The sequence below is a fragment of the Agrococcus sp. SL85 genome (assembly GCF_026625845.1).
Taxonomy (GTDB): Bacteria; Actinomycetota; Actinomycetes; order Actinomycetales; family Microbacteriaceae; genus Agrococcus.
The window spans coordinates 535,443-559,044 of the sequence record NZ_CP113066.1 but is presented as its reverse complement, the minus strand read 5'-3'; the positions used below and the strand labels follow the sequence as shown (position 1 = coordinate 559,044).

27 protein-coding genes are annotated in these 23,602 nt (G+C 74.5%); 23 read left to right on the top strand and 4 right to left on the bottom strand.

The features are described from left to right. The first annotated feature begins 20 nt into the window (after positions 1–20). From OVA14_RS02755 to OVA14_RS02680, 16 genes are all read left to right on the top strand, one after another. Positions 21–686 (top strand): hypothetical protein, encoded by a 666-nt coding sequence (locus OVA14_RS02755; protein WP_267504775.1) that lies wholly within the window; start codon positions 21–23, stop codon positions 684–686. Next, positions 683–1,456, top strand: a complete 774-nt coding sequence (locus tag OVA14_RS02750; RefSeq protein WP_267504774.1) for a hypothetical protein — start codon at positions 683–685, stop codon at positions 1,454–1,456. Before OVA14_RS02755 ends, OVA14_RS02750 begins: the two co-directional genes overlap by 4 nt. A 128-nt stretch (positions 1,457–1,584) precedes the next feature. Continuing rightward, on the top strand, positions 1,585–2,820 hold the full coding sequence (locus OVA14_RS02745) for a hypothetical protein (RefSeq protein ID WP_267504773.1): 1,236 nt from the start codon (positions 1,585–1,587) through the stop codon (positions 2,818–2,820). Positions 2,821–2,922: 102 nt separating this feature from the next. Continuing rightward, positions 2,923–3,459, top strand: a complete 537-nt coding sequence (locus OVA14_RS02740; RefSeq protein ID WP_267504772.1) for a hypothetical protein — start codon at positions 2,923–2,925, stop codon at positions 3,457–3,459. Positions 3,460–3,583: 124 nt separating this feature from the next. Beyond that, positions 3,584–3,871, top strand: a complete 288-nt coding sequence (locus tag OVA14_RS02735; RefSeq protein ID WP_267504771.1) for a WXG100 family type VII secretion target — start codon at positions 3,584–3,586, stop codon at positions 3,869–3,871. Between the two features lie 77 nt (positions 3,872–3,948). Next, positions 3,949–4,266, top strand: a complete 318-nt coding sequence (locus tag OVA14_RS02730; protein ID WP_267504770.1) for a hypothetical protein — start codon at positions 3,949–3,951, stop codon at positions 4,264–4,266. Next, positions 4,263–5,441: a hypothetical protein gene (locus OVA14_RS02725; protein WP_267504769.1), complete on the top strand. Its 1,179-nt coding sequence runs from the start codon at positions 4,263–4,265 to the stop codon at positions 5,439–5,441. Before OVA14_RS02730 ends, OVA14_RS02725 begins: the two co-directional genes overlap by 4 nt. A gap of 24 nt (positions 5,442–5,465) precedes the next feature. Next, positions 5,466–6,074 carry a hypothetical protein gene (locus tag OVA14_RS02720; RefSeq protein ID WP_267504768.1) on the top strand — a complete coding sequence of 203 codons (609 nt, stop codon included), beginning with the start codon at positions 5,466–5,468 and terminating at the stop codon, positions 6,072–6,074. Next, positions 6,071–6,592: a hypothetical protein gene (locus OVA14_RS02715; RefSeq protein WP_267504767.1), complete on the top strand. Its 522-nt coding sequence runs from the start codon at positions 6,071–6,073 to the stop codon at positions 6,590–6,592. Before OVA14_RS02720 ends, OVA14_RS02715 begins: the two co-directional genes overlap by 4 nt. Further along, positions 6,558–7,463 carry a hypothetical protein gene (locus OVA14_RS02710; protein WP_267504766.1) on the top strand — a complete coding sequence of 302 codons (906 nt, stop codon included), beginning with the start codon at positions 6,558–6,560 and terminating at the stop codon, positions 7,461–7,463. Before OVA14_RS02715 ends, OVA14_RS02710 begins: the two co-directional genes overlap by 35 nt. A 258-nt stretch (positions 7,464–7,721) precedes the next feature. After that, the gene (gene rpsL, locus OVA14_RS02705; protein ID WP_021010916.1) at positions 7,722–8,096 is read left to right on the top strand and encodes a 30S ribosomal protein S12; all 375 of its coding nucleotides are present in this window, start codon (positions 7,722–7,724) and stop codon (positions 8,094–8,096) included. Further along, positions 8,096–8,566 (top strand): 30S ribosomal protein S7, encoded by a 471-nt coding sequence (gene rpsG / locus OVA14_RS02700; protein ID WP_267504765.1) that lies wholly within the window; start codon positions 8,096–8,098, stop codon positions 8,564–8,566. Before rpsL ends, rpsG begins: the two co-directional genes overlap by 1 nt. An 82-nt stretch (positions 8,567–8,648) precedes the next feature. Next, a complete protein-coding gene (gene fusA, locus OVA14_RS02695) occupies positions 8,649–10,763 on the top strand; it encodes an elongation factor G (protein ID WP_267504764.1) in 2,115 nt (704 codons plus the stop codon). 155 nt (positions 10,764–10,918) lie between these two features. Next, entirely contained in the window at positions 10,919–12,112 is a 1,194-nt protein-coding gene (tuf, locus tag OVA14_RS02690; protein ID WP_188715697.1) for an elongation factor Tu, read from the top strand. 84 nt (positions 12,113–12,196) lie between these two features. Further along, positions 12,197–12,967 (top strand): hypothetical protein, encoded by a 771-nt coding sequence (locus OVA14_RS02685; protein WP_267504763.1) that lies wholly within the window; start codon positions 12,197–12,199, stop codon positions 12,965–12,967. 7 nt (positions 12,968–12,974) lie between these two features. Continuing rightward, on the top strand, positions 12,975–13,397 hold the full coding sequence (locus OVA14_RS02680; RefSeq protein WP_267504762.1) for a DUF1801 domain-containing protein: 423 nt from the start codon (positions 12,975–12,977) through the stop codon (positions 13,395–13,397). 33 nt (positions 13,398–13,430) lie between these two features. Here the strand turns inward: OVA14_RS02680 and OVA14_RS02675 are convergent, their stop codons facing one another. Both OVA14_RS02675 and OVA14_RS02670 read right to left on the bottom strand, forming a co-directional pair. After that, positions 13,431–14,009 (bottom strand): hypothetical protein, encoded by a 579-nt coding sequence (locus tag OVA14_RS02675; RefSeq protein ID WP_267504761.1) that lies wholly within the window; start codon positions 14,007–14,009, stop codon positions 13,431–13,433. Next, a complete protein-coding gene (locus OVA14_RS02670; protein WP_267504760.1) occupies positions 14,006–14,617 on the bottom strand; it encodes a hypothetical protein in 612 nt (203 codons plus the stop codon). Before OVA14_RS02670 ends, OVA14_RS02675 begins: the two co-directional genes overlap by 4 nt. Positions 14,618–14,701: 84 nt before the next feature. Between OVA14_RS02670 and OVA14_RS02665 the strand changes: the two genes are divergently transcribed. From OVA14_RS02665 to OVA14_RS02655, 3 genes are all read left to right on the top strand, one after another. Next, a complete protein-coding gene (locus tag OVA14_RS02665; RefSeq protein ID WP_267504759.1) occupies positions 14,702–15,274 on the top strand; it encodes a dTDP-4-dehydrorhamnose 3,5-epimerase family protein in 573 nt (190 codons plus the stop codon). Beyond that, a complete protein-coding gene (locus OVA14_RS02660; protein ID WP_267504758.1) occupies positions 15,267–15,497 on the top strand; it encodes an SCO4848 family membrane protein in 231 nt (76 codons plus the stop codon). Before OVA14_RS02665 ends, OVA14_RS02660 begins: the two co-directional genes overlap by 8 nt. Positions 15,498–15,585: 88 nt before the next feature. Then, positions 15,586–15,855, top strand: a complete 270-nt coding sequence (locus OVA14_RS02655; RefSeq protein ID WP_267504757.1) for a hypothetical protein — start codon at positions 15,586–15,588, stop codon at positions 15,853–15,855. Between the two features lie 3 nt (positions 15,856–15,858). Here OVA14_RS02655 and OVA14_RS02650 read toward each other — a convergent pair whose 3' ends face one another. Then, the gene (locus tag OVA14_RS02650) at positions 15,859–16,770 is read right to left on the bottom strand and encodes a LysR family transcriptional regulator (RefSeq protein WP_267504756.1); all 912 of its coding nucleotides are present in this window, start codon (positions 16,768–16,770) and stop codon (positions 15,859–15,861) included. A 70-nt stretch (positions 16,771–16,840) separates the two neighbouring features. Between OVA14_RS02650 and OVA14_RS02645 the strand changes: the two genes are divergently transcribed. Continuing rightward, on the top strand, positions 16,841–18,091 hold the full coding sequence (locus tag OVA14_RS02645; protein ID WP_267504755.1) for an MFS transporter: 1,251 nt from the start codon (positions 16,841–16,843) through the stop codon (positions 18,089–18,091). A 121-nt stretch (positions 18,092–18,212) separates the two neighbouring features. On the opposite strand, the gene OVA14_RS02640 is transcribed toward OVA14_RS02645, so the two are convergent. Then, positions 18,213–18,995, bottom strand: a complete 783-nt coding sequence (locus OVA14_RS02640) for an IclR family transcriptional regulator (RefSeq protein ID WP_267504754.1) — start codon at positions 18,993–18,995, stop codon at positions 18,213–18,215. Between the two features lie 204 nt (positions 18,996–19,199). On the opposite strand from OVA14_RS02640, the gene hutH reads away from it, so the two are divergent. The 3 genes from hutH to hutI are packed head-to-tail and all read left to right on the top strand — an operon-like array spanning position 19,200 to position 23,601. After that, positions 19,200–20,744, top strand: a complete 1,545-nt coding sequence (gene hutH / locus OVA14_RS02635; protein WP_267504753.1) for a histidine ammonia-lyase — start codon at positions 19,200–19,202, stop codon at positions 20,742–20,744. Then, positions 20,744–22,399 (top strand): urocanate hydratase, encoded by a 1,656-nt coding sequence (gene hutU, locus OVA14_RS02630; protein WP_267505474.1) that lies wholly within the window; start codon positions 20,744–20,746, stop codon positions 22,397–22,399. Before hutH ends, hutU begins: the two co-directional genes overlap by 1 nt. 2 nt (positions 22,400–22,401) lie before the next feature. Continuing rightward, complete coding sequence (hutI, locus tag OVA14_RS02625; protein ID WP_267505473.1) at positions 22,402–23,601, top strand: imidazolonepropionase; 1,200 nt, start codon at positions 22,402–22,404, stop codon at positions 23,599–23,601. The last annotated feature ends 1 nt before the right edge of the window (position 23,602 follow it).

Here is a 23,602-nt window from a genome sequence, read left to right as displayed (position 1 = left end):
GTCGTGGCTAGGGTGAGCGGGTGCTGACCTCGGGGACGGAGCGCGCGGCGACGGCCGCGCCGACGGTGACCATCGGACCCGACCCGGAGCGGTGGCTCGTGCTGCCGCCCCTCGGGCGCCCGGCCGATGCGTGGGTCGACGCCTCGCTCGCGCTGCTCCAGCACCACGACGGCTTCGAGGCGGGCGCGTACCGCGGCATGCTCGAGCACGCGCTCGCCCTGCGCTCCGCCGACGACGCCTGGACCCTGCAGTGGTGGCCCGCGACGACCGTCGCCAACGTCGTCGTGCACGTCGTGGCGCGCGAGCTCGCCGAGGGCGAGGCCGCGCCGTCGATCGTCGGCTCGGTGCCCTTCCTCGGCGAGCCCGCGATCGACCTCGTCGACCACGTCGACCTCGGCCGCGGCATCGAGGTCCGCGGCGCGATCGCGAGCGATGTCGCGGGTGTCGCGCGACTCGGCCTCGTCGCGCACGCCTTCTGCGACGGCCGCCGCTGGATCGGCGTCGTCGCCGAGCCGACGCTGCCGGCCCTCGCGACGCAGCTGCTGCACGACCTGCGCCTCCTCGCGCGCTCGCTGCGCATCGACGGCGCCGAGTGGCGGGGCGCGCGGCTCGAGGCGCTCCCGGAGGCGGCGCGCGTCGAGCGCATCGCCGCACAGGAGCAGTGGCACGCGGAGGCGGGCGCATGACGCGCATGACGCCGCTCGAGCGGGCCCGCGCGCTCGGGCCCGGCGAGTCGGTGCGCTGGAAGCAGCTCGAGCTCGACGCGTTCCGCGAGCACCCTGCCGTGCTCCGCGGCCTCGACCCGAGCATCCGCGTCCGCGGCGGACGGTCGGCCCGCGATCGCCTCACGATGCTGCTGCCCTGGCTCGGCATGGCGGCGATCGCCTCGCCGCTCGTCGCGATGGCGATCCTCGTGCCCTCACGCATCTCGGCCGCCGCGCCCGTCGACTACGAGTCCGCGGTCCCCGTGAGCTCGCTGCTCTTCCTCTTCGCCGACCTCGCGCTCGTGCCCGCTGCGGTCGCCATCCTCCGCCGCCGGCGCGGTGATCGCTTCCTCCGCGGCGTCGGGGCCTTCGCGCTCGTCATGGCGCTCCTCACGGTCGCGATCGCCGTCGGCGTCCAGCCCGCCGTCGAGCACGTGTGGCTGTGGATGCTGCCGGTGCTCCTCGCGGGCCTCGCGGGCCTCGCGATCGCGCTCGTGCCCGTGCCGGCCGCGGAAGCGGCGCCGGGGCGCGGCGCGATGCGCGCCGACGGCCCGCGCTCGGGCCCCCGTGCCGTGGCGCGCGCCGCCATCGCCGGGCTCGACGAGGCCGAGCGCCAGCGGGCGGCCGCAGAGCTGCGCGCCGCGATCGACGAGCTCGCGCGCAGCGGTCTGGTGAGCGCGCGCGACGCCGACTGGGCGAAGGGCGCGGAGCTCGGCATGCTCGCGATCCGGATGTCGCAGCCGCGCCGCTGAGCCCTGCGCGCCCCGCGTCGCCCGATCCAGCGCACTCCCAGCGCGGTGGGGACTCCTCCCCATCGCGGGGTCCTGCGAGCCCCAATAGCGTGAGGGCACAGGTCGGAGCGAGTGCTGAGGAGCGTGCCATGTCGTGGATGGATCCGTCGCCGAAGGGTCGCGGGATCGTGGTGGTCGAGGGGGATCCGCAGACGATCATCCGGCGTGGTGAGGAGATCGAGGCGCTGGGTCGGATGATGTCGGACTCGGCGACGATCCTGGAGGGTCTGGCGGAGGGCACGGACGGTCTGCAGGGGAAGGCTGCTGCGAAGCTGCGCGAGGGCGTGGGCGATGTGCACGGGACGCTGGCGGAGGCGGGGCAGCTGTACACGCCGACGGGTCCGGTGGTGCGTCGGTACGGGGTGGCGCTGTCGGAGGATCAGTCGGCGATCGCGGGGCATGTGGCGCTGTGCGAGGGGCTGTGGGAGACGTTCCGGTCGCTGCCGGGCTCGGTGGAGCCGCGGGGGACGGGTGGCTGGTTCGAGCCGGAGGCGGGCAGCGAGGAGGCGCAGCAGCAGGCCGACGAGGACGAGGCGAAGCGGCTGGCGTACGAGGCGTGGGAGGACGAGGCGCGGCGCTTCGATGCGGACTACGACTCGTGGGAGTCGGCGTTCGAGGCTGCGGCGGCGGATGTCGGCGATGCGGTGGCGGGGAAGATCGAGGACTCGTTCTGGGACGACCTGGACGGGTTCGTGGCGGGTGCGCTGAAGGTGCTGCAGGTGGTGGGCCTCGTGCTCGCCGTGGTCGGGCTCGTCATCGGCGGCCCCATCCTCGCCGCGCTGGGCGCGATCGTCGCGATCGCCACCCTCGTGCTCACCGTCTACCAGTTCTGCCGCGACGACGCCTCGGGCCTCGACCTCGCGCTCGCGATCGTCGGGGTCATCCCGTTCGGCTCCCTCGGCAAGCTCGCGCAGGGCAGGTCGGGCGTCGTGAGCGTGCTCGGCGACGTCGCGGGCGGCGCGTTCAAGCCCTCGACCTACTCGGCCGCCGTCGGGCAGCTGCGGACGCTGTCGATGGCGTCGCGGTTTGCCGGCGGCGGCGCGCAGGGCTTCCGCGCCGGGGCCAGCGCCTTCCTGCAGCTCAACAGCAACGGCCTGGGCGGCACGATGACGCGCCTGCTCACCGGCAAGGGCGTCGACGACTTCGCGATGCTCTCGAACGTGCTCGAGCCCGGCACCGACTGGACCACCCGGCTCGCGGTCGGAGTCGACTTCGGCCACTCCTACCTGGGCAACGCGATCAAGGTCGCGAACTACGGCACGCAGGCGGCGGGCACCGAGGGCCTCGCCGATCGCTTCCCGGCGCTGCGCTGGATGGGCTTCTGAGCGCCGTGCACGAGGCGGGGGAGGGCCGCGGCTGGCGCGTCGCGATGCGCTCCGAGGAGCCCGGATGGCTCGAGGTGCCGGCGCTCGAGGGGGAGCGGGCCCGTGCGTGGGTCGCGGCGGCGGCGGGCGAGCCTGCGCGCGGACTGGGGCGCCCGCTGGCGGCCCGAGCACGGGGTGCTCGTGCCCGCGGCGCTCGAGCACGCGCTCGCGAGCCGGGCGCCCGACGACGCGCTGTGCTTCCAGCTGTGGCCCGAGCGCGAGCTGCGCACCGCGATCCTCCACGTGCAGCTCGGGGCCGCCGAGGGGGCGCCCGAGGAGCACGAGGGCGCGGCATCGCCCGTCGAGCATCCGCTGCTCGGGCCGGGCCTCCGCATCGTGCGGCGCACGAGCATCGAAGCGCCGGAGGCCGGCGGCCCCGTGCCGCTCGTGGGCGTCGACCTCGTCTGGAGCGACGGGGTCGCGCTCGTGCGCGCCTCGCTCGAGCCGACGCTCCCCCCGCTCGCCGCGGAGGTCCTGCCGCTCGCGCACGCGCTCGTCGCGTCGCTCGAGGTCGAGGGGCCCGAGGGCCCGTTCCGCGCGTCCGCGCCGCAGGGCTCCTTCGAGGCATGGGGCGTCGCAGGCGTCGGGCCCGGGGCCTGAGCGCTCCCCAGCGGATTCCCAGTCCGATGGGGAGTACTCCCCATCGACTCCCCAGCGCCGCGCCCCTACCGTGGAGCGCAGCGGGTCCGACCGGGCCGCGCGACCACGTCGAAAGGGACGGACGATGAGCGACTTCGGTGCTTCCTATGCCGAGATGGAGTCCACTGCGGGCAAGCTGGACACGGGCAAGGAGGACATCGCCGGTGTCCTCAAGGACCTCAAGTCGGCGGTGGACACGCTGCTGGGCGAGGACTTCAAGACGCAGCACGCGTCGGGCAAGTTCGGTGAGGGCTACGAGGAGCTGACCTCGGGCCTGGAGACGGCGATCGAGGGCATCTCCGACATGGGCGAGGCCCTGCGCGGCATGATGCAGGCGATCCAGTCGCTCGACGAGCAGATGGCCGGCAGCTGACCCACGGCTGATCCCGCGAGGACCCGGCCGTTGGGTCGGGTCCTCGCGCCACGCTCAGGTCACGCGAGAGGAACCCCATGGCCTACGACGACATCGACATCCCGCTGCGGAGCATGGAGACGCTGTCGACCGCGCTCGGCGACATCGTCGCCGAGTTCGACGACGCCACGGGCAGGAGCGAGGCCCTGGAGGCCGCGATCGGCACGCCGCTCGGGCGCGGCGGGCTGCGCGACCAGGCGCAGGAGTTCGAGGAGGCCTGGGACGACAAGCGCGACACGCTCAAGGCCAAGCTCGAGCGGCTGAAGGAGCGGGTCGACGACACGCGCACGGCATGGGAGGACCTCGACGTGGAGCTCGCGACCGCGTCCGAGGTGCAGGACGGGAACGACGGATGACCGAGAACAGCTCCTTCTACCGGGGCGGCATGCCGCCGACGCCGGTCGGCGGCCACGAGATCCGCGACATCGCGGGCGAGGCCGCGACGATCATCGCTCGCGGCCGCGCCATGGAGAGCCTGGGCGATCAGATGCAGCAGGCGGCGAACACGCTGAAGCACCTCGCCGACGGCACGGTCGGCGCCGGCCAATCGATCGAGGAGCTGCGCAAGGACGCGGACGACGTCTACGCCGACCTCAAGACCGCCGGCATCCGCTACAGCCCCTCGGGCGCGGCGGTCAAGGCCTACGGCGAGGCGCTCGACGACGCGCAGACCGCCGTCCGGCCCGTGATCGCCGACTGCGAGGCGCTCTGGGAGGCGGTCCGCAGCGCGTCCTGGGACCTCGAGGGCGCGGAGGAGGACCAGGAGTCCTCGAAGCAGTCGACCTTCGACCAGGCCGTCACCGAGTGGGAGCAGGCCGCGAACCGCTACGACGGCCCCTACGAGGCCTGGGACGCCGCCTACGACGCCGCGCGCCAGGGCCTCGAGGACGCCAACGAGGACGGGGTCCGCGACTCGACCTGGGACGACTTCGTCGGCGCGCTCGACACCTTCGTCACGATCCTCGGCTGGGTGGGCGTGGCGCTCGTCGTGGTCGCGCTCGTCATCGGCGGTCCGATCGTCGCGGCGATCGCGCTCGTCGTGGGCGTCGTCGCGCTGCTCGGCACGATCGTCCTCGCGGTCGAGGGCAGGAAGACCGGCACCGACGTCGCCTTCGCGGCGCTGAGCATCGTGCCGTTCGGGAAGCTCGCCAAGCTCGGCCCGGTGATCAGCGGCGCGAGCCGGGGCTCGCGCGCCTCCGCGGTGCTCGCGCACTTCGGCGACGACTTCATCCGCGGCGCGCAGAACCTCCGCTCGACGCGCGCGGCCGCCGCGCAGGCGTGGTCGGGCATGGGCAACCGCGTCATCCCGGAGCTCCGCCAGGCGACGCTCGGCACGCAGGCGATCATGCAGCTGCGCCACACGCCGTGGCAGCTGCCCGGCTCCTACGGCGACGTCGTGCGCCGGCTCGGCGGCTTCCAGCCGGGCCAGGTGCCCGGGAACCTGGCGGAGGGCCTCGGCGGCATGGCCGACGCGATGTTCGGCTCGGTCTACCCGACCCTCGACACCGTCTCCGATGCGGTCGGCGGCTGAGGTGCCGGTCGGTAGCGTGGTCGCATGACCGCGTCGTCCGAGACCCTGCCGCAGGCTCCTGCCTGGCCCGAGTTCGCGCTGCTGCTGCCGCCCGGCTGGCGCAGCGTCGACGCCGACGAGGCGTCGATCGCCGCGCTGCACGAGCGCGCCACCGCCGTCCTCAAGCGCCACGGCCGGCCGGACCTCGACGCGCAGTTGCGCTCGCAGCTGCGCGCCGCGCTCAGCAGCGGCGGCGGCCGCGAGGTGGTGCGCATGTACCTGCAGGAGACCGACGACCCCGAGGCGATGACGCCCATGTCGATGGTCGCCGCTCGGCTGCGGCCGCCGGCGGGCGCGAGCCTCGACGCCTACGTGGGCGAGCTCGTGCAGGAGCGCGGCGCCGCCCCGCTCGCCGAGGGCAGCCCGGTGCTCGCCTGGACGCAAGGGACGACCGCGACGGTCGAGGGCTCGCGCGTGCAGACGCTGACGCGCAACGGCCTCGTCGCGGTGCCGGGCACGGGCCGCCGCCAGGGGATGCTGCTCAGCGTGGTGGTCGTCGTCGCGGCGAACGGCGCCGAGCTGCCCGAGCAGGTCGTGCGGCAGCTGCTCGTGCTCGCCGACGCGATGCTCGCGACGTTCCGGTGGGCAGCGTGACCGAGGTCGGCCTCGTCGTCGACGAGGGCCTGTGGACCGTCCTGCCCGCCCTGCCGTCGTCCGAGGAGGTCGACGCGGCGGCGATCGCGCACGCGGTGGGCCTGGGCGCCTCGGAGGACCAGGTGCGGGCGGCGCTCGAGCTGCGCATGCCCGCCTCGCAGTTCGAGCTGCTCCTGCAGGAGCCCGGGCTCTCGGCCCCCGCCCTCGTGCACGGCTTCGTCGGCACCTCCGAGACCCCGGACGGCGAGGGCCTCGAGGCGCTCGTGCAGCCGATGGAGGAGACGTACACCGAGCCCGTCGTCGAGCACTACGAGCTCGGTGGCAGGCGCGCGGTGCGCGCGCTGTGGTCGCTGCCGTACGCGTTCGACGACGGCACGCGGGCGACGGCGTGGTCGCTCGCGGTCGCGCTCGACGGCGGCGTCGCGATCTTCGCGTGCGAGCCCGCGCCGCCGCTCACCACCGCCGCGCTCATCGGGCGCGGCGATGCGCTCGTCGCGAGCATGGACGTCGCGCGGTGAGCGCCGCGAGCGAGCTCGCGCGCACGGCGAAGCCCGGCCTCGGGCCGTCGCGCGCGTCCGAGATCGAGCTCGCGGTCGCGGCAGAGGCGCACCCCCGCTCGGCGAGGCGCTGCGCGAGGCCGGCGCCGCCTTCCAGCGCGAGGCGCACGGCGTCGCCGGCGAGGCGGCGGCCGAGCAGCGCGAGGCGCTGGGCATCGGCTACGCGGGCGGCGGCACGAAGCTGCGCCTGGGTGCTGCTGCGCTCGCAGCGGGCGGAGGCCTCGCCTTCCACCTGGCCCGCGGCCAGGCCCCGGCCGCCGAGACCTGGCCCTGGTCGGTGGGGATGCTCGCCGTGGCGGTGCTGCTCGTCTCGCCCGAGGCGCTGCGCGCCCGCCGCTCGGCGCCGCCGTCGCGGGCGCAGACCATCGTCGTCGAGCTCGTGGCGGCCATCGCCGCGATCGTCGCCGTGATCCTGCTCGTCGCGGGCCTGCAGCTCGGCGCCGCGCTCGCCGGGGCGGTCGCTGCGCTCGGCATCGCGGCGGCGCTCCGCTGCGCGCTCGTGCGGGCGGCCGACCCCGCCGCCCGGGCTCGCGCCGACGGCGCTCCCGCGGCGCTGCGGAGCAGCATCGCCGAGCGCACCGCCAGCGCGCGCCGCGCCGCGGAGCAGCGCATCGCGCTCGCGCAGCGGGAGGTGCCGCGCGCGGCGGCCGCGGCGCTCGAGGCCGACCGCGCGGCGGCGCTGCGCGCGCTCGTGACCACTGCCGCGCTGCCCGAGGACGACGCGGCGAGGCTCGTCGCCGCGCCGCTCGGCACCGCGCACCTCGACTTCCTGGCCTCCGTGGTCGTCGGCGCCACTGGCTCGGCCGCGGTCGAGCCCGGCGCCGCGCGCTGAACCACGCGGCAGCGGCGGCTCGCTGGCCTTGACCGTCGCACGTCACCCGGCGTAGCATTGGCCGGGTGTGCGCACATGCGCGCCCTGCGCCATGCGCGGGGTCGCGGCCGCACATAGGGCGAGCGGGGCATCCCGCGGACCCCCACGGCATATCCGCCCCCGCGAGGGAGCGCGCGAGCGCGCGGCGGATGCACCGATGGAGCCGGACCCCCGGCGAACCACATCGAACGCTGTCACCGTGCAGCAGGAGGAAGCAACGTGCCCACCATCCAGCAGCTGGTCCGCAAGGGCCGGTCGCCGAAGGTCTCGAAGACCAAGGCGCCCGCGCTCAAGGCCAACCCGCAGCAGCGCGGCGTCTGCACCCGCGTCTACACCACCACCCCCAAGAAGCCGAACTCGGCGCTCCGCAAGGTCGCCCGCGTGAAGCTCTCGAACGGCACCGAGGTCACGGCCTACATCCCCGGCGAGGGCCACAACCTCCAGGAGCACTCGATGGTGCTCGTCCGCGGCGGTCGTGTGAAGGACCTCCCCGGCGTGCGCTACAAGATCGTGCGCGGCGCGCTCGACACCCAGGCCGTGAAGAACCGCAAGCAGGCTCGCAGCCGCTACGGCGCGAAGATGGAGAAGAAGTAATGCCTCGCAAGGGTCCCGCTCCCAAGCGCCCGGTCGTTGCTGACCCCGTCTACGGCGCTCCGATCGTCTCGCAGCTCGTCAACAAGATCCTCCTCGACGGCAAGAAGGGCCTCGCCGAGCGCATCGTCTACGGCGCGCTCGCCGGCGTCGGCACGAAGTCGGGCCAGGACGCGGTCGTGGTGCTCAAGAAGGCGCTCGACAACATCCGCCCGACCCTCGAGGTCAAGTCGCGCCGCGTCGGCGGCTCGACCTACCAGGTCCCCGTCGAGGTCAAGCCGCACCGCGCGAACACGCTCGCGCTGCGCTGGCTCGTCTCCTACGCCAAGGCGCGTCGCGAGAAGACCATGACCGAGCGCCTCATGAACGAGATCCTCGACGCCTCGAACGGCCTCGGCGCCGCCGTGAAGCGTCGCGAGGACACGCACAAGATGGCCGAGTCGAACAAGGCCTTCGCGCACTACCGCTGGTGACAGCCCGGGCGCGCCCCGCGGCGACGCGGGGCGCGCCCACCCCACACTTCCCTCTCCCCATCCATCACTTCGGAGGAACCCAGTGGCTCAAGAGGCCCAGAAGGACCTGACCAAGGTGCGCAACTTCGGCATCATGGCGCACATCGATGCCGGCAAGACCACCACCACCGAGCGCATCCTGTTCTACACGGGCGTCAACCACAAGATCGGCGAGACGCACGACGGCGCCTCGACGATGGACTGGATGGAGCAGGAGCAGGAGCGCGGCATCACCATCACGTCCGCGGCGATCACGGCTGCCTGGAAGGGCACCCAGATCAACATCATCGACACGCCCGGCCACGTCGACTTCACGGTCGAGGTCGAGCGCTCGCTGCGCGTGCTGGACGGCGCCGTCGCCGTCTTCGACGGCAAGGAGGGCGTGGAGCCCCAGTCCGAGACCGTCTGGCGCCAGGCCGACAAGTACGACGTCCCCCGCATCTGCTTCGTCAACAAGATGGACAAGCTGGGCGCCGACTTCTACTTCACGGTCGACACCATCATCAACCGCCTGGGCGCGAAGCCGCTCGTCCTCCAGCTCCCGATCGGCGCCGAGTCGTCGTTCGAGGGCGTGGTCGACCTGGTCGAGATGAACGCGAAGACCTGGCGCGGCGACGCCAAGGGCGACGTGAAGATGGGCGCCGAGTGGACGGTCGAGGAGATCCCGGCCGACCTCAAGGAGAAGGCGGAGGAGTACCGCACGATGCTCCTCGAGACCGTCGCCGAGACCGACGACGCGCTCATGGAGAAGTTCTTCGAGGGCGAGGAGCTCTCGATCGACGAGATCAAGGGCGCCATCCGCAAGCTCACGCTCGCGAGCGAGGTCTACCCGGTGCTCTGCGGCTCGGCGTTCAAGAACCGCGGCGTGCAGCCGATGCTCGACGCGGTCGTCGACTACCTCCCGAGCCCCCTCGACGTCCCGGCCATCCCCGGCCACGACGCGAAGGACCCGGAGAAGGAGATCGAGCGCCACGCCGACCGCGAGGAGCCGTTCTCGGCCCTGGCGTTCAAGGTCGCCGTCCACCCCTTCTTCGGCCGCCTCACCTACGTCCGCGTGTACTCCGGTCACGCCGACTCGGGCGCCGCCATCGTCAACTCGACGAAGGGCAAGAAGGAGCGCATCGGCAAGATCTTCCAGATGGCCGCCAACAAGGAGATCCCCGTCGACGAGGTGACCGCGGGTCACATCTACGCGGTGATCGGCCTCAAGGACACCACCACGGGCGACACCCTCTCCGACCCGGCCAGCCCCGTCATCCTCGAGTCGATGACGTTCCCGGCCCCGGTCATCGAGGTCGCGATCGAGCCGAAGACGAAGGCGGACCAGGAGAAGCTCTCCACGGCCATCCAGAAGCTGGCCGAGGAGGACCCGACCTTCCGCACCGAGAACAACCCGGAGACCGGCCAGACGGTCATCAAGGGCATGGGCGAGCTGCACCTCGACATCCTCGTCGACCGCATGAAGCGCGAGTTCAAGGTCGAGGCCAACGTGGGCAAGCCCCAGGTGGCCTACCGCGAGACGCTCAAGGGCACGATCGAGAAGTTCGACTACACCCACAAGAAGCAGACGGGTGGATCGGGCCAGTTCGCCAAGATCCAGATCAAGCTCGAGCCGATGGAGATCACGTCGGAGGAGACCTACGAGTTCGTGAACGCCGTCACCGGCGGTCGCGTGCCCCGTGAGTACATCCCCTCGGTCGACGCGGGCATCCAGGACGCCATGCAGGTCGGCGTGCTCGCCGGCTTCCCGACGGTCGGCGTGAAGGCCTCGCTCCTCGACGGTGCGGCGCACGACGTCGACTCGTCGGAGATGGCGTTCAAGATCGCCGGCTCGATGGCGTACAAGGAGGCGGCCCGCAAGGCGCAGCCGACGCTCCTCGAGCCGCTCATGGCGGTCGAGGTGCGCACGCCCGAGGAGTACATGGGCGACGTCATCGGCGACCTCAACTCGCGCCGCGGGCAGATCCAGTCGATGGAGGACGCCCAGGGCGTGAAGGTCGTCAAGGCCCTCGTCCCGCTGTCGGAGATGTTCGGCTACGTCGGCGACCTGCGGTCGAAGACGTCCGGCCGCGCCGTCTACTCGATGGAGTTCTCGACCTACGCCGAGGTGCCGAAGGCCGTCTCGGACGAGATCGTCCAGAAGAGCAAGGGCGAGTGATCGTCGGGGCGACGGCCTGGCCGTCGCCCCGCATCCCCGCCCCCACGGGCTCGGTTTTCCCTGGACCGCGGGCCCAAGTACCATAAGTCAACACCACCCCGAACGCTCTGCCGCGGACGCGGCGGTGCACGCATGAGAAGTCCTAGGAGGACATAGTGGCTAAGGCCAAGTTCGAGCGGACCAAGCCGCACGTCAACATCGGAACGATCGGTCACGTCGACCACGGCAAGACGACGCTCACGGCGGCGATCTCCAAGGTCCTCGCCGACAAGTACCCGTCGGCGACCAACGTGCAGCGCGACTTCGCCTCGATCGACTCCGCTCCCGAGGAGCGTCAGCGCGGCATCACGATCAACATCTCGCACGTCGAGTACGAGACGCCGAAGCGCCACTACGCGCACGTCGACGCGCCGGGTCACGCCGACTACATCAAGAACATGATCACGGGTGCCGCCCAGATGGACGGCGCGATCCTCGTGGTCGCCGCGACCGACGGCCCCATGGCCCAGACGCGCGAGCACGTGCTGCTCGCCAAGCAGGTCGGCGTGCCCTACCTGCTCGTCGCGCTCAACAAGTCGGACATGGTCGACGACGAGGAGATCCTGGAGCTCGTCGAGCTCGAGGTCCGCGAGCTCCTCTCGTCGCAGGACTTCGACGGCGACAACGCGCCGGTCGTCCGCGTCTCGGGCCTCAAGGCTCTCGAGGGCGACGAGAAGTGGGTCAACGCCGTCCTCGAGCTCATGGAGGCCGTCGACGAGTCGATCCCGGACCCCGTGCGCGACAAGGACAAGCCGTTCCTCATGCCGATCGAGGACGTCTTCACGATCACCGGCCGTGGCACGGTCGTCACGGGCCGCGCCGAGCGCGGCACGCTGGGCATCAACTCGGAGGTCGAGATCGTCGGCATCCGTCCGACCCAGAAGACCACCGTCACGGGCATCGAGATGTTCCACAAGCAGCTCGACGAGGCCTGGGCCGGCGAGAACTGCGGCCTCCTCCTCCGTGGCACCAAGCGCGAGGACGTGGAGCGCGGCCAGGTCGTCGTCAAGCCGGGTTCGGTCACGCCGCACACCAACTTCGAGGGCACGGCGTACATCCTGTCCAAGGACGAGGGCGGCCGCCACAACCCGTTCTTCACGAACTACCGTCCGCAGTTCTACTTCCGCACGACGGACGTGACGGGCGTCATCTCGCTGCCCGAGGGCACCGAGATGGTCATGCCGGGCGACACCACCGACATGACGGTCGAGCTGATCCAGCCGATCGCCATGGAGGAGGGCCTCGGCTTCGCCATCCGCGAGGGCGGCCGCACGGTCGGCGCCGGCACGGTCACGAAGATCATCAAGTAAGTCCTCTGGACTCACTGGAAGGGCCCCGCTCCGGCGGGGCCCTTCTGCGTGCCCGGGGCCAGGTGCCCGCCCTAGGCTCCTCGCATGGATCGCGCGGCGTTCGACGGGCTGACGGATCGCCTCGTGGCATGGGCGTCCGACGCTCCTGGCGTGCTCGGCCTGCTGCTCGTCGGCAGCGCGGCGGGCACGACCCACGAGCCCGACGGCTGGAGCGACCACGACTTCTTCGTGATCGCCGAGCCGGCGGTCGCCCCGGCGCTGCGGGCGAGCGCCGCGTGGCTCCCCGTCCCGCAGGGAGCGATCGTGCTCCACGAGCAGGACACCGCGCACGGCGCGTGGGCCGTGCTGGACGACGGCCACCTGCTCGAGTACGCGGTGTTCGCGCCCGACGAGCTGGCGCTCAGCCGCAGCGGGGCGCTCCGCGTCGCGGTCGATCGACTGGGCGACCTCGAGGCGCGGATGGCGCCGACGCTCGCGCCGCCGCGGCGCGACCCCGCCTCGATCGCCTCCGCCCTGCTCCGCGCGGCCCTCGTCGGCGCGGGCCGTGCGGCGCGCGGCGAGCGCCTCGTCGGCCGCCGTCACCTGGGCGACGCGGCCGGCGCCCTGCTCGCGCTGCTGGCCCTCGAGGGGGCGCCTGATGCGCTGGACCCGTGGCGCCGCGTCGAGCAGCACCGCCCTGCGATCGCTGCCGCGCTCGACCGCGAGCTCGCACGGGGCGATGCGAGTGCGGCGTCCGCGTTCGTGGCGCTCGCCGCCGACCTCTTCGCGCACGAGCCGTGGTGGCCCCGCGCGCTCGCGGACGCGGTGCGACCGCGGATCGAAGCCGCTGGACGGCCGCGCGCTGCAGGCGGATGATGGCGGCATGGCCGAGCAGAAGACCCAGCCCACCGCCGCATCCGTCGCCGACTTCCTCGACGCCGCGCAGCCGCCTCGGCGCGTGGAGGAGGGGCGTCGGCTCGACGAGATCTTCCGCGAGGAGACCGGGGAGGAGGCGGTGCTCTGGGGCCCGTCGATCGTCGGCTACGGCAGCTACCGGTACGTGAGCCCGTCAGACCCGAAGCGCCGGGGCGAGTGGCCGAAGACGGGCTTCTCGCCGCGCAAGGGCGCGATCTCGCTGTACGGCCTCAAGGACCTGCCGGAGGGCGCGGCCCTCCTGCCGAGCCTCGGGGAGTACACGGAGGGGGCCGGCTGCGTCTACGTCAAGCGGCTCGACCGGGTCGACGAGTCGGTGCTGCGGCGGCTGGTCCGCATCGCGGCGTCGCGGCAGGACGATCCGGCCGCGTAGCCCGCCGAGCGCTCCGGCATCGCGCGGCGCGCGTCAGCGAGGCTCGTGCCAGCGCAGCAGCACCCAGGCCTCGGCGTCGTCGAAGGGCCCGGCGCCCTCGAGCTGCTCCCAGACCATCCCCGAGTACAGGTAGACCCACGCGGCCTGCCCCTCGTCGACGTAGTAGGGCAGCGCGGGATCGCCCCGCACGTAGCCGCTCGTGGCGAGGATGCGCTCGTCGAGCGTCTCGATCGTCCCCTCCTCGGCGCGCACGAGCGCGAACGAGAAGGTCGCGGTGTACTCGTTGGCGGGCGTCGCCTGGGTGCCCGAGCAGCCGATCTCGAGCCCCTCGAGCAGCTCGGGCCTCGTGAACCCGTCCTCGAAGGGCTCGTCGGGATCGGAGGCGACCTCGTCGAGCAGCAGCTCGGTGCAGGCCCCGTCCACGACCGCGAGCGGTCGGTCCGGGTCCGCGGCGGCGTCGCCGGGGCTGGGCGAGGCCGCCGCGGTGGGCGCCGGCTCCGCGCTGGCGGGAGGTGCAGCGGTCGGGGCCGCGAAGGGGAGGGGCACGGCGCAGCCGGCGAGCGCGAGCGCGGCGGCGGCCATGACGGCGAGGAGCGGACCGCGGCGGGTCATGCGACCGGCTCGTACCACAGGACCACCACCCAGTCCTCGGCGCCCGCAGGCGCGGGCGTCATCTCGGCGATGACGCTCGCCCACTCGGGCATCGGGTCGAGGAAGGCCACGGGCGTGCCGTCGCCCGTCTGGTAGATGCCCCAGACGATGGGGTCGGGCTCGAGCCCGGTCGCGAGGATCGCGGCGTCGATGCGGTCGAGCACGCCATCGCCGGCAGCCACGACGGCGACCGAGAAGGTCGCGAAGTCCTCGCCCTCCTCCGCAGGGCGGGTCAGCGCGCACGCGACGTCGGTGCCCTCGAGGACCTCCGGGTGCAGGAAGCCCTCGCGCACGTGCAGGGTCGCGAGGGTGTCGAGGAGCGCCGCGACCATCTCGGTCGAGCATCCGTGCGCGTCCAGCACGGGCATGCCGTCGCCGTCGGCCTCCGCGGACGGCTCCGACGAGGGCGCGGCGCTCGGCGAGGGCGAGGCGCTCGGCGTGGGGGCCGGCGCGGCGCTGGAGGTCGCGGGCGCGGGCGGCGCGGACGGCGGCAGCACGACGCACCCTGCGAGCGTCGTGGCGACGACCATCGCCAGCAGCGCCGCGGCCGCGCGGGCATGGATCCTCATCGGCACCTCCACGCGCACGATAGCCGACGCCGCTGGGGCAGCCGGGGCGCCCGGCGGCACCCGCCGCCCGCCTAGGCTGGAGGGGTGGTGGAGATCATCGACTTCGACGTCCAGGCGACCACGATCGACGGCCTCGCGCTCATCCGCATGAAGCAGGTGCGCGAGGAGCGCGGCACGGTGCGCGAGTTCTACCGCGCCTCCGCGTTCGAGGCCGCGGGGCTCCCGCTGCCCGCGTTCCGGCAGGTCAACGTGACCGAGACGATGCCCGGCGCGATCCGGGGCATGCACGGGGAATCGATGGTGAAGCTCATCGCCATCGCGCACGGCACCGCCTGGGGTGCGTGGGTCGACGCCCGCGCCGGCTCGCCGACCGAGGGCGCCGTCTTCCAGGCGGCGCTCGAGCCCGGCACCCAGATCCTGGTGCCCGAGGGCGTGTGCAACGGCTTCCAGTCGACGGGCGCGACGCCGACGCAGTACGTCTACTGCTTCACCGAGGAGTGGACGCCGGCCATGGCGGGCGTGGCGCTCACGCCGCTCGACCCCGCCCTCGGCATCGCGTGGCCCGTACCCGTCGACGTGGAGGACCGCGCGCAGATCAGCGCGAAGGACCTCGCCGCACCGACGCTCGCCGAGGTGCTGGGCCGGGCCGATGCCTGAGGCGCTCGGCCTCGCCGCGGGCGTCCTGCTGCTCGTCGGCGCCGCCTTCGCGGCCATCGTGTGGCCGCCGTTCTGGCGCCGCGTCGCGGCCGACCCGCGGGCGCGCGACGGCGCCGGCCGGCCGACGCGATTCCTGCGCGTGCACGCCGTCCTCATCGGCACCGCCCTCGTGCTCGCGCTCGCGCAGGCGATCGTCGGCGTCTGGTGGCTCGCCGTCCGCTGACGCGGATCGCCCCCTGGTGCGCGCCCCGCGGGTGTGCTCGACTGGGGCCGAGCGGCGGCGACGGCGCCGCCGTCGACGGAGGTGCGCGATGCCCGACCACGACGACCGAGCCGGCAGCGCCCGGCACGCCCCGCACGACGACGGCGAGGCGCATCCCGGCGAGGGTCAGGCCGCCTTCGTCGACGACGCGACGGGGCGCTCGTTCGCGCGCGCGGTCGCCGAGGGCGAGGTCGTGATGGCCGAGACCCGCGCGCACATCGAGGAGCTCGAGCACGAGCGCGAGCACCTCGCCCCGCGCCACGACGAGGGGGCGCGACCCGGCGATCCGGGCCCGCACGAGGAGGTCGAGCCCGAGTAGCCGCTACGGCGCGGGGGAGCGCCGCGCCGCGGCCTCGAGCAGCGCCCGCAGCAGCTCCTGCACGGCGGGATCCTGCTCGTCGGCGACGACCGCGCCGATCTCGCGACGCGCGAGCGGATGCCGCACGGGCACCTCCCGGACCCCGTCGTCGATCCGCGTCGGGCTCGGGGGCAGCACGGCCACGCCGAGGCCCGCCGCGGCGAGGCCGCGAGCCGCGCGGTACTCGCCCACGACCAGCGTCGGCGCGGGCACGGCCCCGCCGTCGGCCGCGAAGAGCGCCTCGACGGCGTCGTGGATGCCGTAGCCCGGCGCGAGCATGATCTGCGGCCAGCCGCGGAGGGCCTCGACCGTGACCTCGTGCATGGCCGCGAGCGGGTGGTCGGGCGCCGCGACGGCGACGAGCGGCTCCGCGTAGAGCATCGTGACCTCGCCCGCCGATGCCGGCGGGGCCGCGACGACCGCGATGTCGGCGCGGTTCTGCTCCAAGGCCTCGACGCAGCGGGCGCGGGAGCCGTGCTCGAGCCGCAGCCGCACCTCGGGCCATCGTGCGCGGAACCGCCGGATCGCCTCCGGCACGAGCCGCTCGCCGAGCATCGTCTGGAAGGCGATGCCCAGCTCGCGGTCGCCGATCGAGCCGCCGCGGGCGATCGCGGCGAGCGCGTCGCCGATCGCCTGCAGGGCGGCCTCGCCCGCGTCGGCGAGCGCCGATCCCGCGGGCGTGAGCACCACCCCGCGCCCCTCGCGGCGCACGACGGGCGCCCCGACCGCTGCGCCGATGCGCTGCAGCGCCCGCGTGGCGCTCGGCTGCGGCACGCCGAGCTCGTCCGCGGCGGCCGTCACGCTGCCCGTGCGCCGCACGGCGACGAGCGCGGGCAGGTCGCGCAGCAGGCGGGTGTCACGGGGATCAGGATGCATGTGCAGAGCGTATGGGATGCACATTGTCGGGCATTGGTCATGCGCTCACGCGCGCCCTACGCTCGGGCACGTGCCCGCCACCGTCGTCCCCGCCGCCCTCGGCCCCGGGGTGCAGCGCCCGACGGTCGCGATCTCGCCCCGCCGCCTCACGGTCGCCCTGCTCGCGCTCGGCCTCGCCACGTTCACGCAGCTGTACGCGATCCAGGGCGCGCTGCCGCAGGTCGCGCGCGAGCTCGGCGCGAGCCCGGCCGAGGCGGCGCTCACCGTCTCGCTCGCGACGGGCGGCCTCGCGGCCTCGGTGATCCCGTGGGCCTTCGCGGCCGACCGCTTCGGCAAGCTCGCCATGATGCGCATCGCCGCGATCGGCTCGATCGTCCTCGCGGCGGCCGTCGTCGTCGCGCCGGACGCCGGCTGGCTGCTCGTGCTCCGCTGCCTCGGCGGCGCCGCGCTCGGCGCCGTGCCGGCCCTGAGCGTCGCCGTCGCCTACGAGCGGCTGAGCGGCAGGGCCGCCGCCGCCGTCGCCGCCGCGTACATCGCCGGCACCTCCGTGGGCGGCGCCGCGGGCCGGCTCGTCGTCGGCCCCCTCGCCCCCTGGATCGGGTGGCGGGGCGCCGTGCTCGTGGTCGTGGCGCTCGGCGCCGTCGCGATCGTCGTCTTCCTGGTCGCGATCCGCGGCCGCGGCGCCGGGCCCGCGGTCGCGCCGGGGCCGCGCCGGCGCCGCATGGCCGAGGCGCTGCGCGGGCCGGGCCTGTGGCCGCTGTACGTGCAGGCGCTCCTGCTCGTCGGCGTGCAGGTGGGCGTCTACAACTACCTCGCCTTCCGGCTCGAGGCGCCGCCCTACGCGCTCGCGCCCGCCGTCGCCTCGCTCATCTTCGTCGCCTACGCGGCGGGCACGGTCGGCTCGCGCGCGTCGAGCGGGATCGCGCGCCGCATCGGCGCCCGGACCACGATGCTCGCGGGCCACGCCACGATGCTCGTCGGCCTCGCGACCATGGCGCTGCCGCCGCTGCCGCTCGTGATCGCGGGCCTCGTGCTCGTGACGCTCGGCTTCTTCGTCGCCCACGCGACCGCCGCGTCCCAGGTGGGGGCGCGCTCGAGCGCGACTGCCCGCTCCCAGGCGGGCGCCGTGTACACGATCGGCTTCTACGTCGGCTCGGCCGTCGGCGGTTGGGCGCTCGGGCTGCCGTTCGAGGCCGCCGGCTGGCCGGCGCTCACAGCCGCCGCGCTCGTCGTCGTGGTCGTCTCGCTGCTGCTCTCGCTCGTGGCGGGGCGCGCAGAGCGCGTCGGGCGCCGCGCGGCGCTGGCGGCCTCGGCGCGGTAGCGCCCGGCGGCCGCGCGCGGGATCGCCCGTCGCGCTCGGCGGGATCGCCTGTCGGCCGATCGTGCTCGTGCATCGGCGCCGCGCGCGAGCGCCCGTCGCCGCGCGGCGCGGCGCTCGCGCGTCAGCGCTCGCTCCGATCCCGGCCGAGCCGGCGCCCGAGCTCGCGGGCCGCGCCGGCGCATCCCTCGCCGAGCGCCGCCCACGCCGGCCCGTCCGCGGGGCCCGCGTCGGCGAGCCGGAAGGTGACGCCCACCGATGCCGCCGGCGCCCCGGCAGCGTCGAAGGCGGCGGCCGCGACCGAGCCGTAGGCCGGATCGACCTCGCCCTCCTCGATCGCCCAGCCCCGGCGGCGCACGCCGGCGAGCAGCGTCGTGAGCGCCTGCCGGGTGGCGGGCCGCTCGCCCGCGAGGTCGCGGTCGTGCGGGATGAGGGCGCGCACCTGGTCGTCGCCGAGCGCCGCGAGCAGGGCGCGGCCCGTGGCGGTGCGCACGGCGGGCAGGCGCACGCCCACGCGCGAGACCGTCACGGGGGAGCGGGGTCCCGCGCCGCGGCCGGCATAGGCGACGTCGCGCCCCGCGAGCACGGCGAGGTGGCCGGTGGCGGGCAGCGGCGCCTCCGCGACGAGCCGGTCGAGCACGGGCTGGGCGAGGCGCTCGAGGCGCGTCGCGGCCGCGACGCGCGAGCCGATCCGTTCGACGCGCGCGCTCGGGCCCCACGCGCCGAGCTCGGGGTAGTGCACGAGGAAGCCCTCGTCCCGCATGACCTGCAGCAGCTGGTAGGCGCTCGAGCGCGGCATCCCGAGCTCGCGGGCGATCGTCGCGGCGCGCACGGGTCCCGCCTGCTCGGCGAGCAGCACGAGCACGCGCAGCGCGCTCCGCGCCGCCGGCATCCGCGGCATCCCCATGCGCCCCTCCATCCCTCCGACCGCTCGCCCCCGCTCCGTCCGCTCGTCGAGCGGTCGCTCCCGCCTGGGCCCCGCGCCGAGCGGTCGCGTGTGGCGGCCCGGGCTGCGCGCGAACCGCCGCACGCGACCGCTCGGCGGTTGTGTCTGAGATCTCAGACGCTACTGGCGCGGGAGGCGATGCGCCAGCAGTCTCGAGCCGGTGGGATGAGGGGCATGCAGGAGATCGTCCTCGGCGACGCGCCGCTCGACCGACACCAGGTCGTCCAGGTCGCGCGCCACCGCGCCCGTGTCCGCCTCAGCCCCGCCGCGCTCGAGCGCGTCGACGCCTCGCGCGCCGTCATCGACGCGCTCGCGAGCGACGTGCGACCGCACTACGGCATCTCCACCGGCTTCGGGGCGCTCGCGAACACCGCGATCGCGCCCGCGGACCGCACGCGGCTGCAGCAGTCGCTCATCCGCTCGCACGCGGCCTCCTCCGGCGACGAGGTCGAGGCGGAGGTCGTGCGCGGCCTGATGCTGCTGCGCCTCCAGACGCTCGCGACCGGCCGCACCGGCGCCCGCCGGGCCACGGTCGAGCTCTACGCCGCCATGCTGAACGCCGACGTCGTGCCCGTTGTCGGCGAGCACGGCTCGCTCGGCTGCTCCGGCGACCTCGCGCCGCTCTCGCACGTGGCGCTCGCGGCGATGGGCGAGGGCCCCGTGCGCCTGGGCGGCGAGCTGCTCGACGCGGCCGAGGCGCTCCGCCGCGCGGGGCTCGAGCCCGTCGTGCTCGCCGAGAAGGAGGGCCTCGCCCTCATCAACGGCACCGACGGCATGCTCGCGATGCTCTGCATGGCGCTCGCCGACCTCGACCGCCTGCTCGACACCGCCGACCTCGCTGCCGCGATGAGCGTCGAGGGCCTCCTCGGCACCGACGCGCCCTTCGCCGCCGAGCTCATGGCCCTCCGCCCGCACGCGGGCCAGGCCGCGAGCGCCGCGCAGATCGCGGCCCTGCTCGCCGGCAGCCCGATCGTCGCGAGCCACAAGGGGCCCGAGGACACGCGCGTGCAGGACGCCTACTCGCTGCGCTGCGCGCCGCAGGTGCACGGCGCCGCGCGCGACACGGCCGCGCACGCCGAGCGCGTCGGAGCGGTCGAGCTCGCGTCCGCGATCGACAACCCCGTCGTGCTGCCCGACGGCCGCGTCGTCTCGAACGGCAACTTCCACGGCGCGCCCGTCGCGGCCGTGCTCGACTTCCTCGCCATCGCGGTCGCCGACGTCGCCTCCATGAGCGAGCGCCGCACCGACCGCTTCCTCGACCCCGCCCGCTCCTACGGCCTCCCGCCCTTCCTCGCGCACGACCCGGGCGTCGACTCCGGGCTCATGATCGCCCAGTACACGCAGGCCGCGATCGTCTCCGAGCTCAAGCGCCTCGCCGTGCCGGCATCGGTCGACTCGATCCCGTCGAGCGCGATGCAGGAGGACCACGTGTCGATGGGCTGGGGCGCCGCGCGCAAGCTGCGCCGCGCGATCGACGGCCTCGAGCGCGTGCTCTCGATCGAGGTCATGACGGCCGCGCGCGGCATCGAGCTGCGGGAGACGGGCGCGGGCGAGCGCACGGGCGCCGCGATCGCGGCCATCCGCGAGGAGGTGCCGGGCATCGGGCCCGACCGCTTCCTCGCCCACGACATCGAGCGCACCCGCGCGCTCGTCGCGTCCGGCGCGCTGCTCGCTGCCGCCGGCATCCACCACGACGGAGGGAACGCATGATGGAGGGCGCACGTCCGGTCCGCGCGCACCGCGGCACCGAGCTGCACACGAAGGGGTGGCAGCAGGAGGCGGTGCTGCGGATGCTGCAGAACAACCTCGACCCCGAGGTCGCCGAGCACCCCGACGAGCTCGTCGTCTACGGCGGCACCGGCCGCGCCGCGCGCGACTGGCGCTCGTACGACGCGATCGTCCGCGAGCTCGCGCGGCTCGAGGCCGACGAGACGCTGCTCGTGCAGTCGGGCCGCCCCGTGGGCGTGCTGCGCACGAGCGAGTGGGCGCCGCGCGTGCTCATCGCCAACTCGAACCTCGTGGGCGACTGGGCGACGTGGCCCGAGTTCCGGAGGCTCGAGGCCGAGGGGCTCACGATGTACGGCCAGATGACGGCCGGCTCGTGGATCTACATCGGCACGCAGGGCATCCTGCAGGGCACCTACGAGACCTTCGGCGCGGTCGCCCGCGCGCTCGGCCGCGAGAGCCTCGCCGGCACGATCACGCTCACCGCGGGCCTCGGCGGCATGGGCGGCGCGCAGCCGCTCGCCGTCACGATGCAGGACGGCGTCGCCATCTGCGTCGAGGTCGACCGCTCGCGCATCGACCGCCGGATCGAGCACCGCTACCTCGACGTGCTCGCCGACTCGATCGAGCACGCGCTCGCGATCGCGGTCGAGGCGCGCGACGCGCGCCGCGGCCTGTCGATCGGCATCCACGGCAACGCCGCCGAGGTCGTGCCGCAGCTGCTCGCGATGGGCGCGCCCATCGACGTCGTCACCGACCAGACGAGCGCGCACGACCCGCTCGCCTACCTCCCCGCCGGGGTCGCCTTCGACGACTGGCAGGCGGAGCGGGAGCGCGACCCGGAGGGCTTCACCGCTCGCTCGCGCGCCTCGATGGCGCGCCACGTCGAGGCGATGGTCGGCTTCCAGGCCGCCGGCGCCGAGGTCTTCGACTACGGCAACTCGATCCGGGCGGAGGCCGTGCTCGGCGGCTTCGCCGACGCCTTCGCGTTCCCCGGCTTCGTGCCCGCCTACATCCGCCCGCTCTTCTGCGAGGGCAAGGGCCCGTTCCGCTGGGCGGCGCTCTCGGGCGACCCGGAGGACATCCGCCGCACCGACGAGGCGATCCTCGAGCTCTTCCCCGACGACGCGCACCTGCACCGCTGGATCCGCATGGCGCAGGAGCGCGTGCACTTCCAGGGCCTTCCCGCGCGCATCTGCTGGCTCGGCGCCGGCGAGCGGCACCGCGCGGGGCTGCGCTTCAACGAGATGGTCGCGAACGGCGAGCTCTCGGCGCCCGTCGTCATCGGCCGCGACCACCTCGACTCGGGCTCGGTCGCGAGCCCGTACCGCGAGACCGAGGCCATGAAGGACGGCTCCGACGCGATCGCCGACTGGCCGCTGCTCAACGCCCTCGTCTCGACCTCCTCGGGCGCGAGCTGGGTGTCGATCCACCACGGCGGCGGCGTCGGCATCGGCCGATCGATCCACGCGGGCCAGGTGACGGTCGCCGACGGCACGCCGCTCGCGGCCGAGAAGCTCGAGCGCGTGCTCACGAACGACCCGACGATGGGCGTCCTCCGCCACGTCGACGCCGGCTACGACGAGGCGATCGGCTTCGCCGAGGAGCACGAGGTGCGCGTGCCCATGCGGGAGGCGTGAGCGTGGCGCTCCTCATCGACCGCATCGGCGAGCTGACGACGAACGACGACGCGCTCGGCCGCCTCGCCGACGCGGCCGTCGTGGTCGAGGGGGAGCGGATCGCGTGGGTCGGGCCGTCGTCCGCGGCGCCCGCCGCCGACGAGCGGTTCGACGCCGGCGGCCGCGCGCTGCTGCCCGGCTGGGTCGACAGCCACACGCACCCGGTGTTCGCGGGGGACCGCTCGGCGGAGTTCGAGGCGCGGATGGCCGGGCAGGCCTACGCCGCGGGTGGCATCGCCGTCACGGTCGCCGCCACCCGCGCGGCGAGCGACGCCGAGCTCGCCGCGACCCTCGACCGGCTCGCCGACGAGGCGCTCGCGGGCGGCACGACGGCGCTCGAGGCGAAGACCGGCTACGGCCTCACGATCGACGACGAGGTGCGGGCGGCTCGCGTCGCGCGCACGCGCGCCGAGGTCGTGACGTTCCTCGGCGCCCACCTCGTGCCGGAGGGCTGGGAGGCCGACGCCTACGTCGAGCACGTCGCGGGCCCCATGCTCGACGCCGTCGCGCCGCTCGTCGACGCGATCGACGTCTTCTGCGAGCGCGGCGCCTTCGACGAGGCGCAGTCCCGTCGCGTGCTCGAGGCCGGCGTCGCGCGGGGCCTCGCGCTGCACGTCCACGGCAACCAGCTGGGGCCGGGCCCGGGCGTCCGCCTGGCGGTGGAGCTCGGCGCACGGAGCGTCGACCACGTCGCATTCCTCGACGACGAGGAGGTCGCGCTGCTGGCGTCCTCGTGGACGGGTGGCGCTCGCGGCACCGTCGCCACGATGCTGCCCGCGTGCGACCTCTCCACCCGCATGCCGCTCGCGCCCGCGCGGCGGCTGCTCGACGCGGGCGCGGTCGTCGCGATCGCCTCGAACTGCAACCCCGGCACCTCCTACACGACCTCGATCGCGTTCTGCGTCGCCACGGCCGTGCTGCAGATGGGCCTCACGGTCGAGGAGGCCGTGCGGGCCGCGACGCTCGGCGGCGCGATCGCGCTCGGCCGCGACGCGGAGGCCGTCGCCCGCGACGGCCGCGCGCTCGCACCGCTCGGCCGCATCCGCCCCGGCGCGCGCGCCGACCTTCACCTGCTGGAGGCCCCGTCCGCCGCGCACCTCGCCTACCGCCCGGGCGTCCCGCTCACCGCGGCGGTGTGGAGGGCGGGCGCGCGGGTGCGCTGAC

What these genes read in the sequence shown, in the direction of transcription:
- OVA14_RS02675 (WP_267504761.1), bottom strand. Translation starts at nt 14,009, where the DNA reads ATGACCCGCCGCGGTCCGCTCCTCGCCGTCATGGCCGCCGCCGCGCTC.
- OVA14_RS02680 (WP_267504762.1), top strand. Translation starts at nt 12,975, where the DNA reads ATGGCCGAGCAGAAGACCCAGCCCACCGCCGCATCCGTCGCCGACTTC.
- OVA14_RS02670 (WP_267504760.1), bottom strand. Translation starts at nt 14,617, where the DNA reads ATGAGGATCCATGCCCGCGCGGCCGCGGCGCTGCTGGCGATGGTCGTC.
- OVA14_RS02655 (WP_267504757.1), top strand. Translation starts at nt 15,586, where the DNA reads ATGCCCGACCACGACGACCGAGCCGGCAGCGCCCGGCACGCCCCGCAC.
- OVA14_RS02660 (WP_267504758.1), top strand. Translation starts at nt 15,267, where the DNA reads ATGCCTGAGGCGCTCGGCCTCGCCGCGGGCGTCCTGCTGCTCGTCGGC.
- OVA14_RS02710 (WP_267504766.1), top strand. Translation starts at nt 6,558, where the DNA reads ATGCGCTCGTCGCGAGCATGGACGTCGCGCGGTGAGCGCCGCGAGCGA.
- hutU (WP_267505474.1), top strand. Translation starts at nt 20,744, where the DNA reads ATGGAGGGCGCACGTCCGGTCCGCGCGCACCGCGGCACCGAGCTGCAC.
- OVA14_RS02735 (WP_267504771.1), top strand. Translation starts at nt 3,584, where the DNA reads ATGAGCGACTTCGGTGCTTCCTATGCCGAGATGGAGTCCACTGCGGGC.
- OVA14_RS02730 (WP_267504770.1), top strand. Translation starts at nt 3,949, where the DNA reads ATGGCCTACGACGACATCGACATCCCGCTGCGGAGCATGGAGACGCTG.
- rpsG (WP_267504765.1), top strand. Translation starts at nt 8,096, where the DNA reads ATGCCTCGCAAGGGTCCCGCTCCCAAGCGCCCGGTCGTTGCTGACCCC.
- OVA14_RS02685 (WP_267504763.1), top strand. Translation starts at nt 12,197, where the DNA reads ATGGATCGCGCGGCGTTCGACGGGCTGACGGATCGCCTCGTGGCATGG.
- OVA14_RS02750 (WP_267504774.1), top strand. Translation starts at nt 683, where the DNA reads ATGACGCGCATGACGCCGCTCGAGCGGGCCCGCGCGCTCGGGCCCGGC.
- OVA14_RS02650 (WP_267504756.1), bottom strand. Translation starts at nt 16,770, where the DNA reads ATGCATCCTGATCCCCGTGACACCCGCCTGCTGCGCGACCTGCCCGCG.
- hutH (WP_267504753.1), top strand. Translation starts at nt 19,200, where the DNA reads ATGAGGGGCATGCAGGAGATCGTCCTCGGCGACGCGCCGCTCGACCGA.
- OVA14_RS02720 (WP_267504768.1), top strand. Translation starts at nt 5,466, where the DNA reads ATGACCGCGTCGTCCGAGACCCTGCCGCAGGCTCCTGCCTGGCCCGAG.
- OVA14_RS02745 (WP_267504773.1), top strand. Translation starts at nt 1,585, where the DNA reads ATGTCGTGGATGGATCCGTCGCCGAAGGGTCGCGGGATCGTGGTGGTC.
- OVA14_RS02640 (WP_267504754.1), bottom strand. Translation starts at nt 18,995, where the DNA reads ATGGGGATGCCGCGGATGCCGGCGGCGCGGAGCGCGCTGCGCGTGCTC.
- OVA14_RS02725 (WP_267504769.1), top strand. Translation starts at nt 4,263, where the DNA reads ATGACCGAGAACAGCTCCTTCTACCGGGGCGGCATGCCGCCGACGCCG.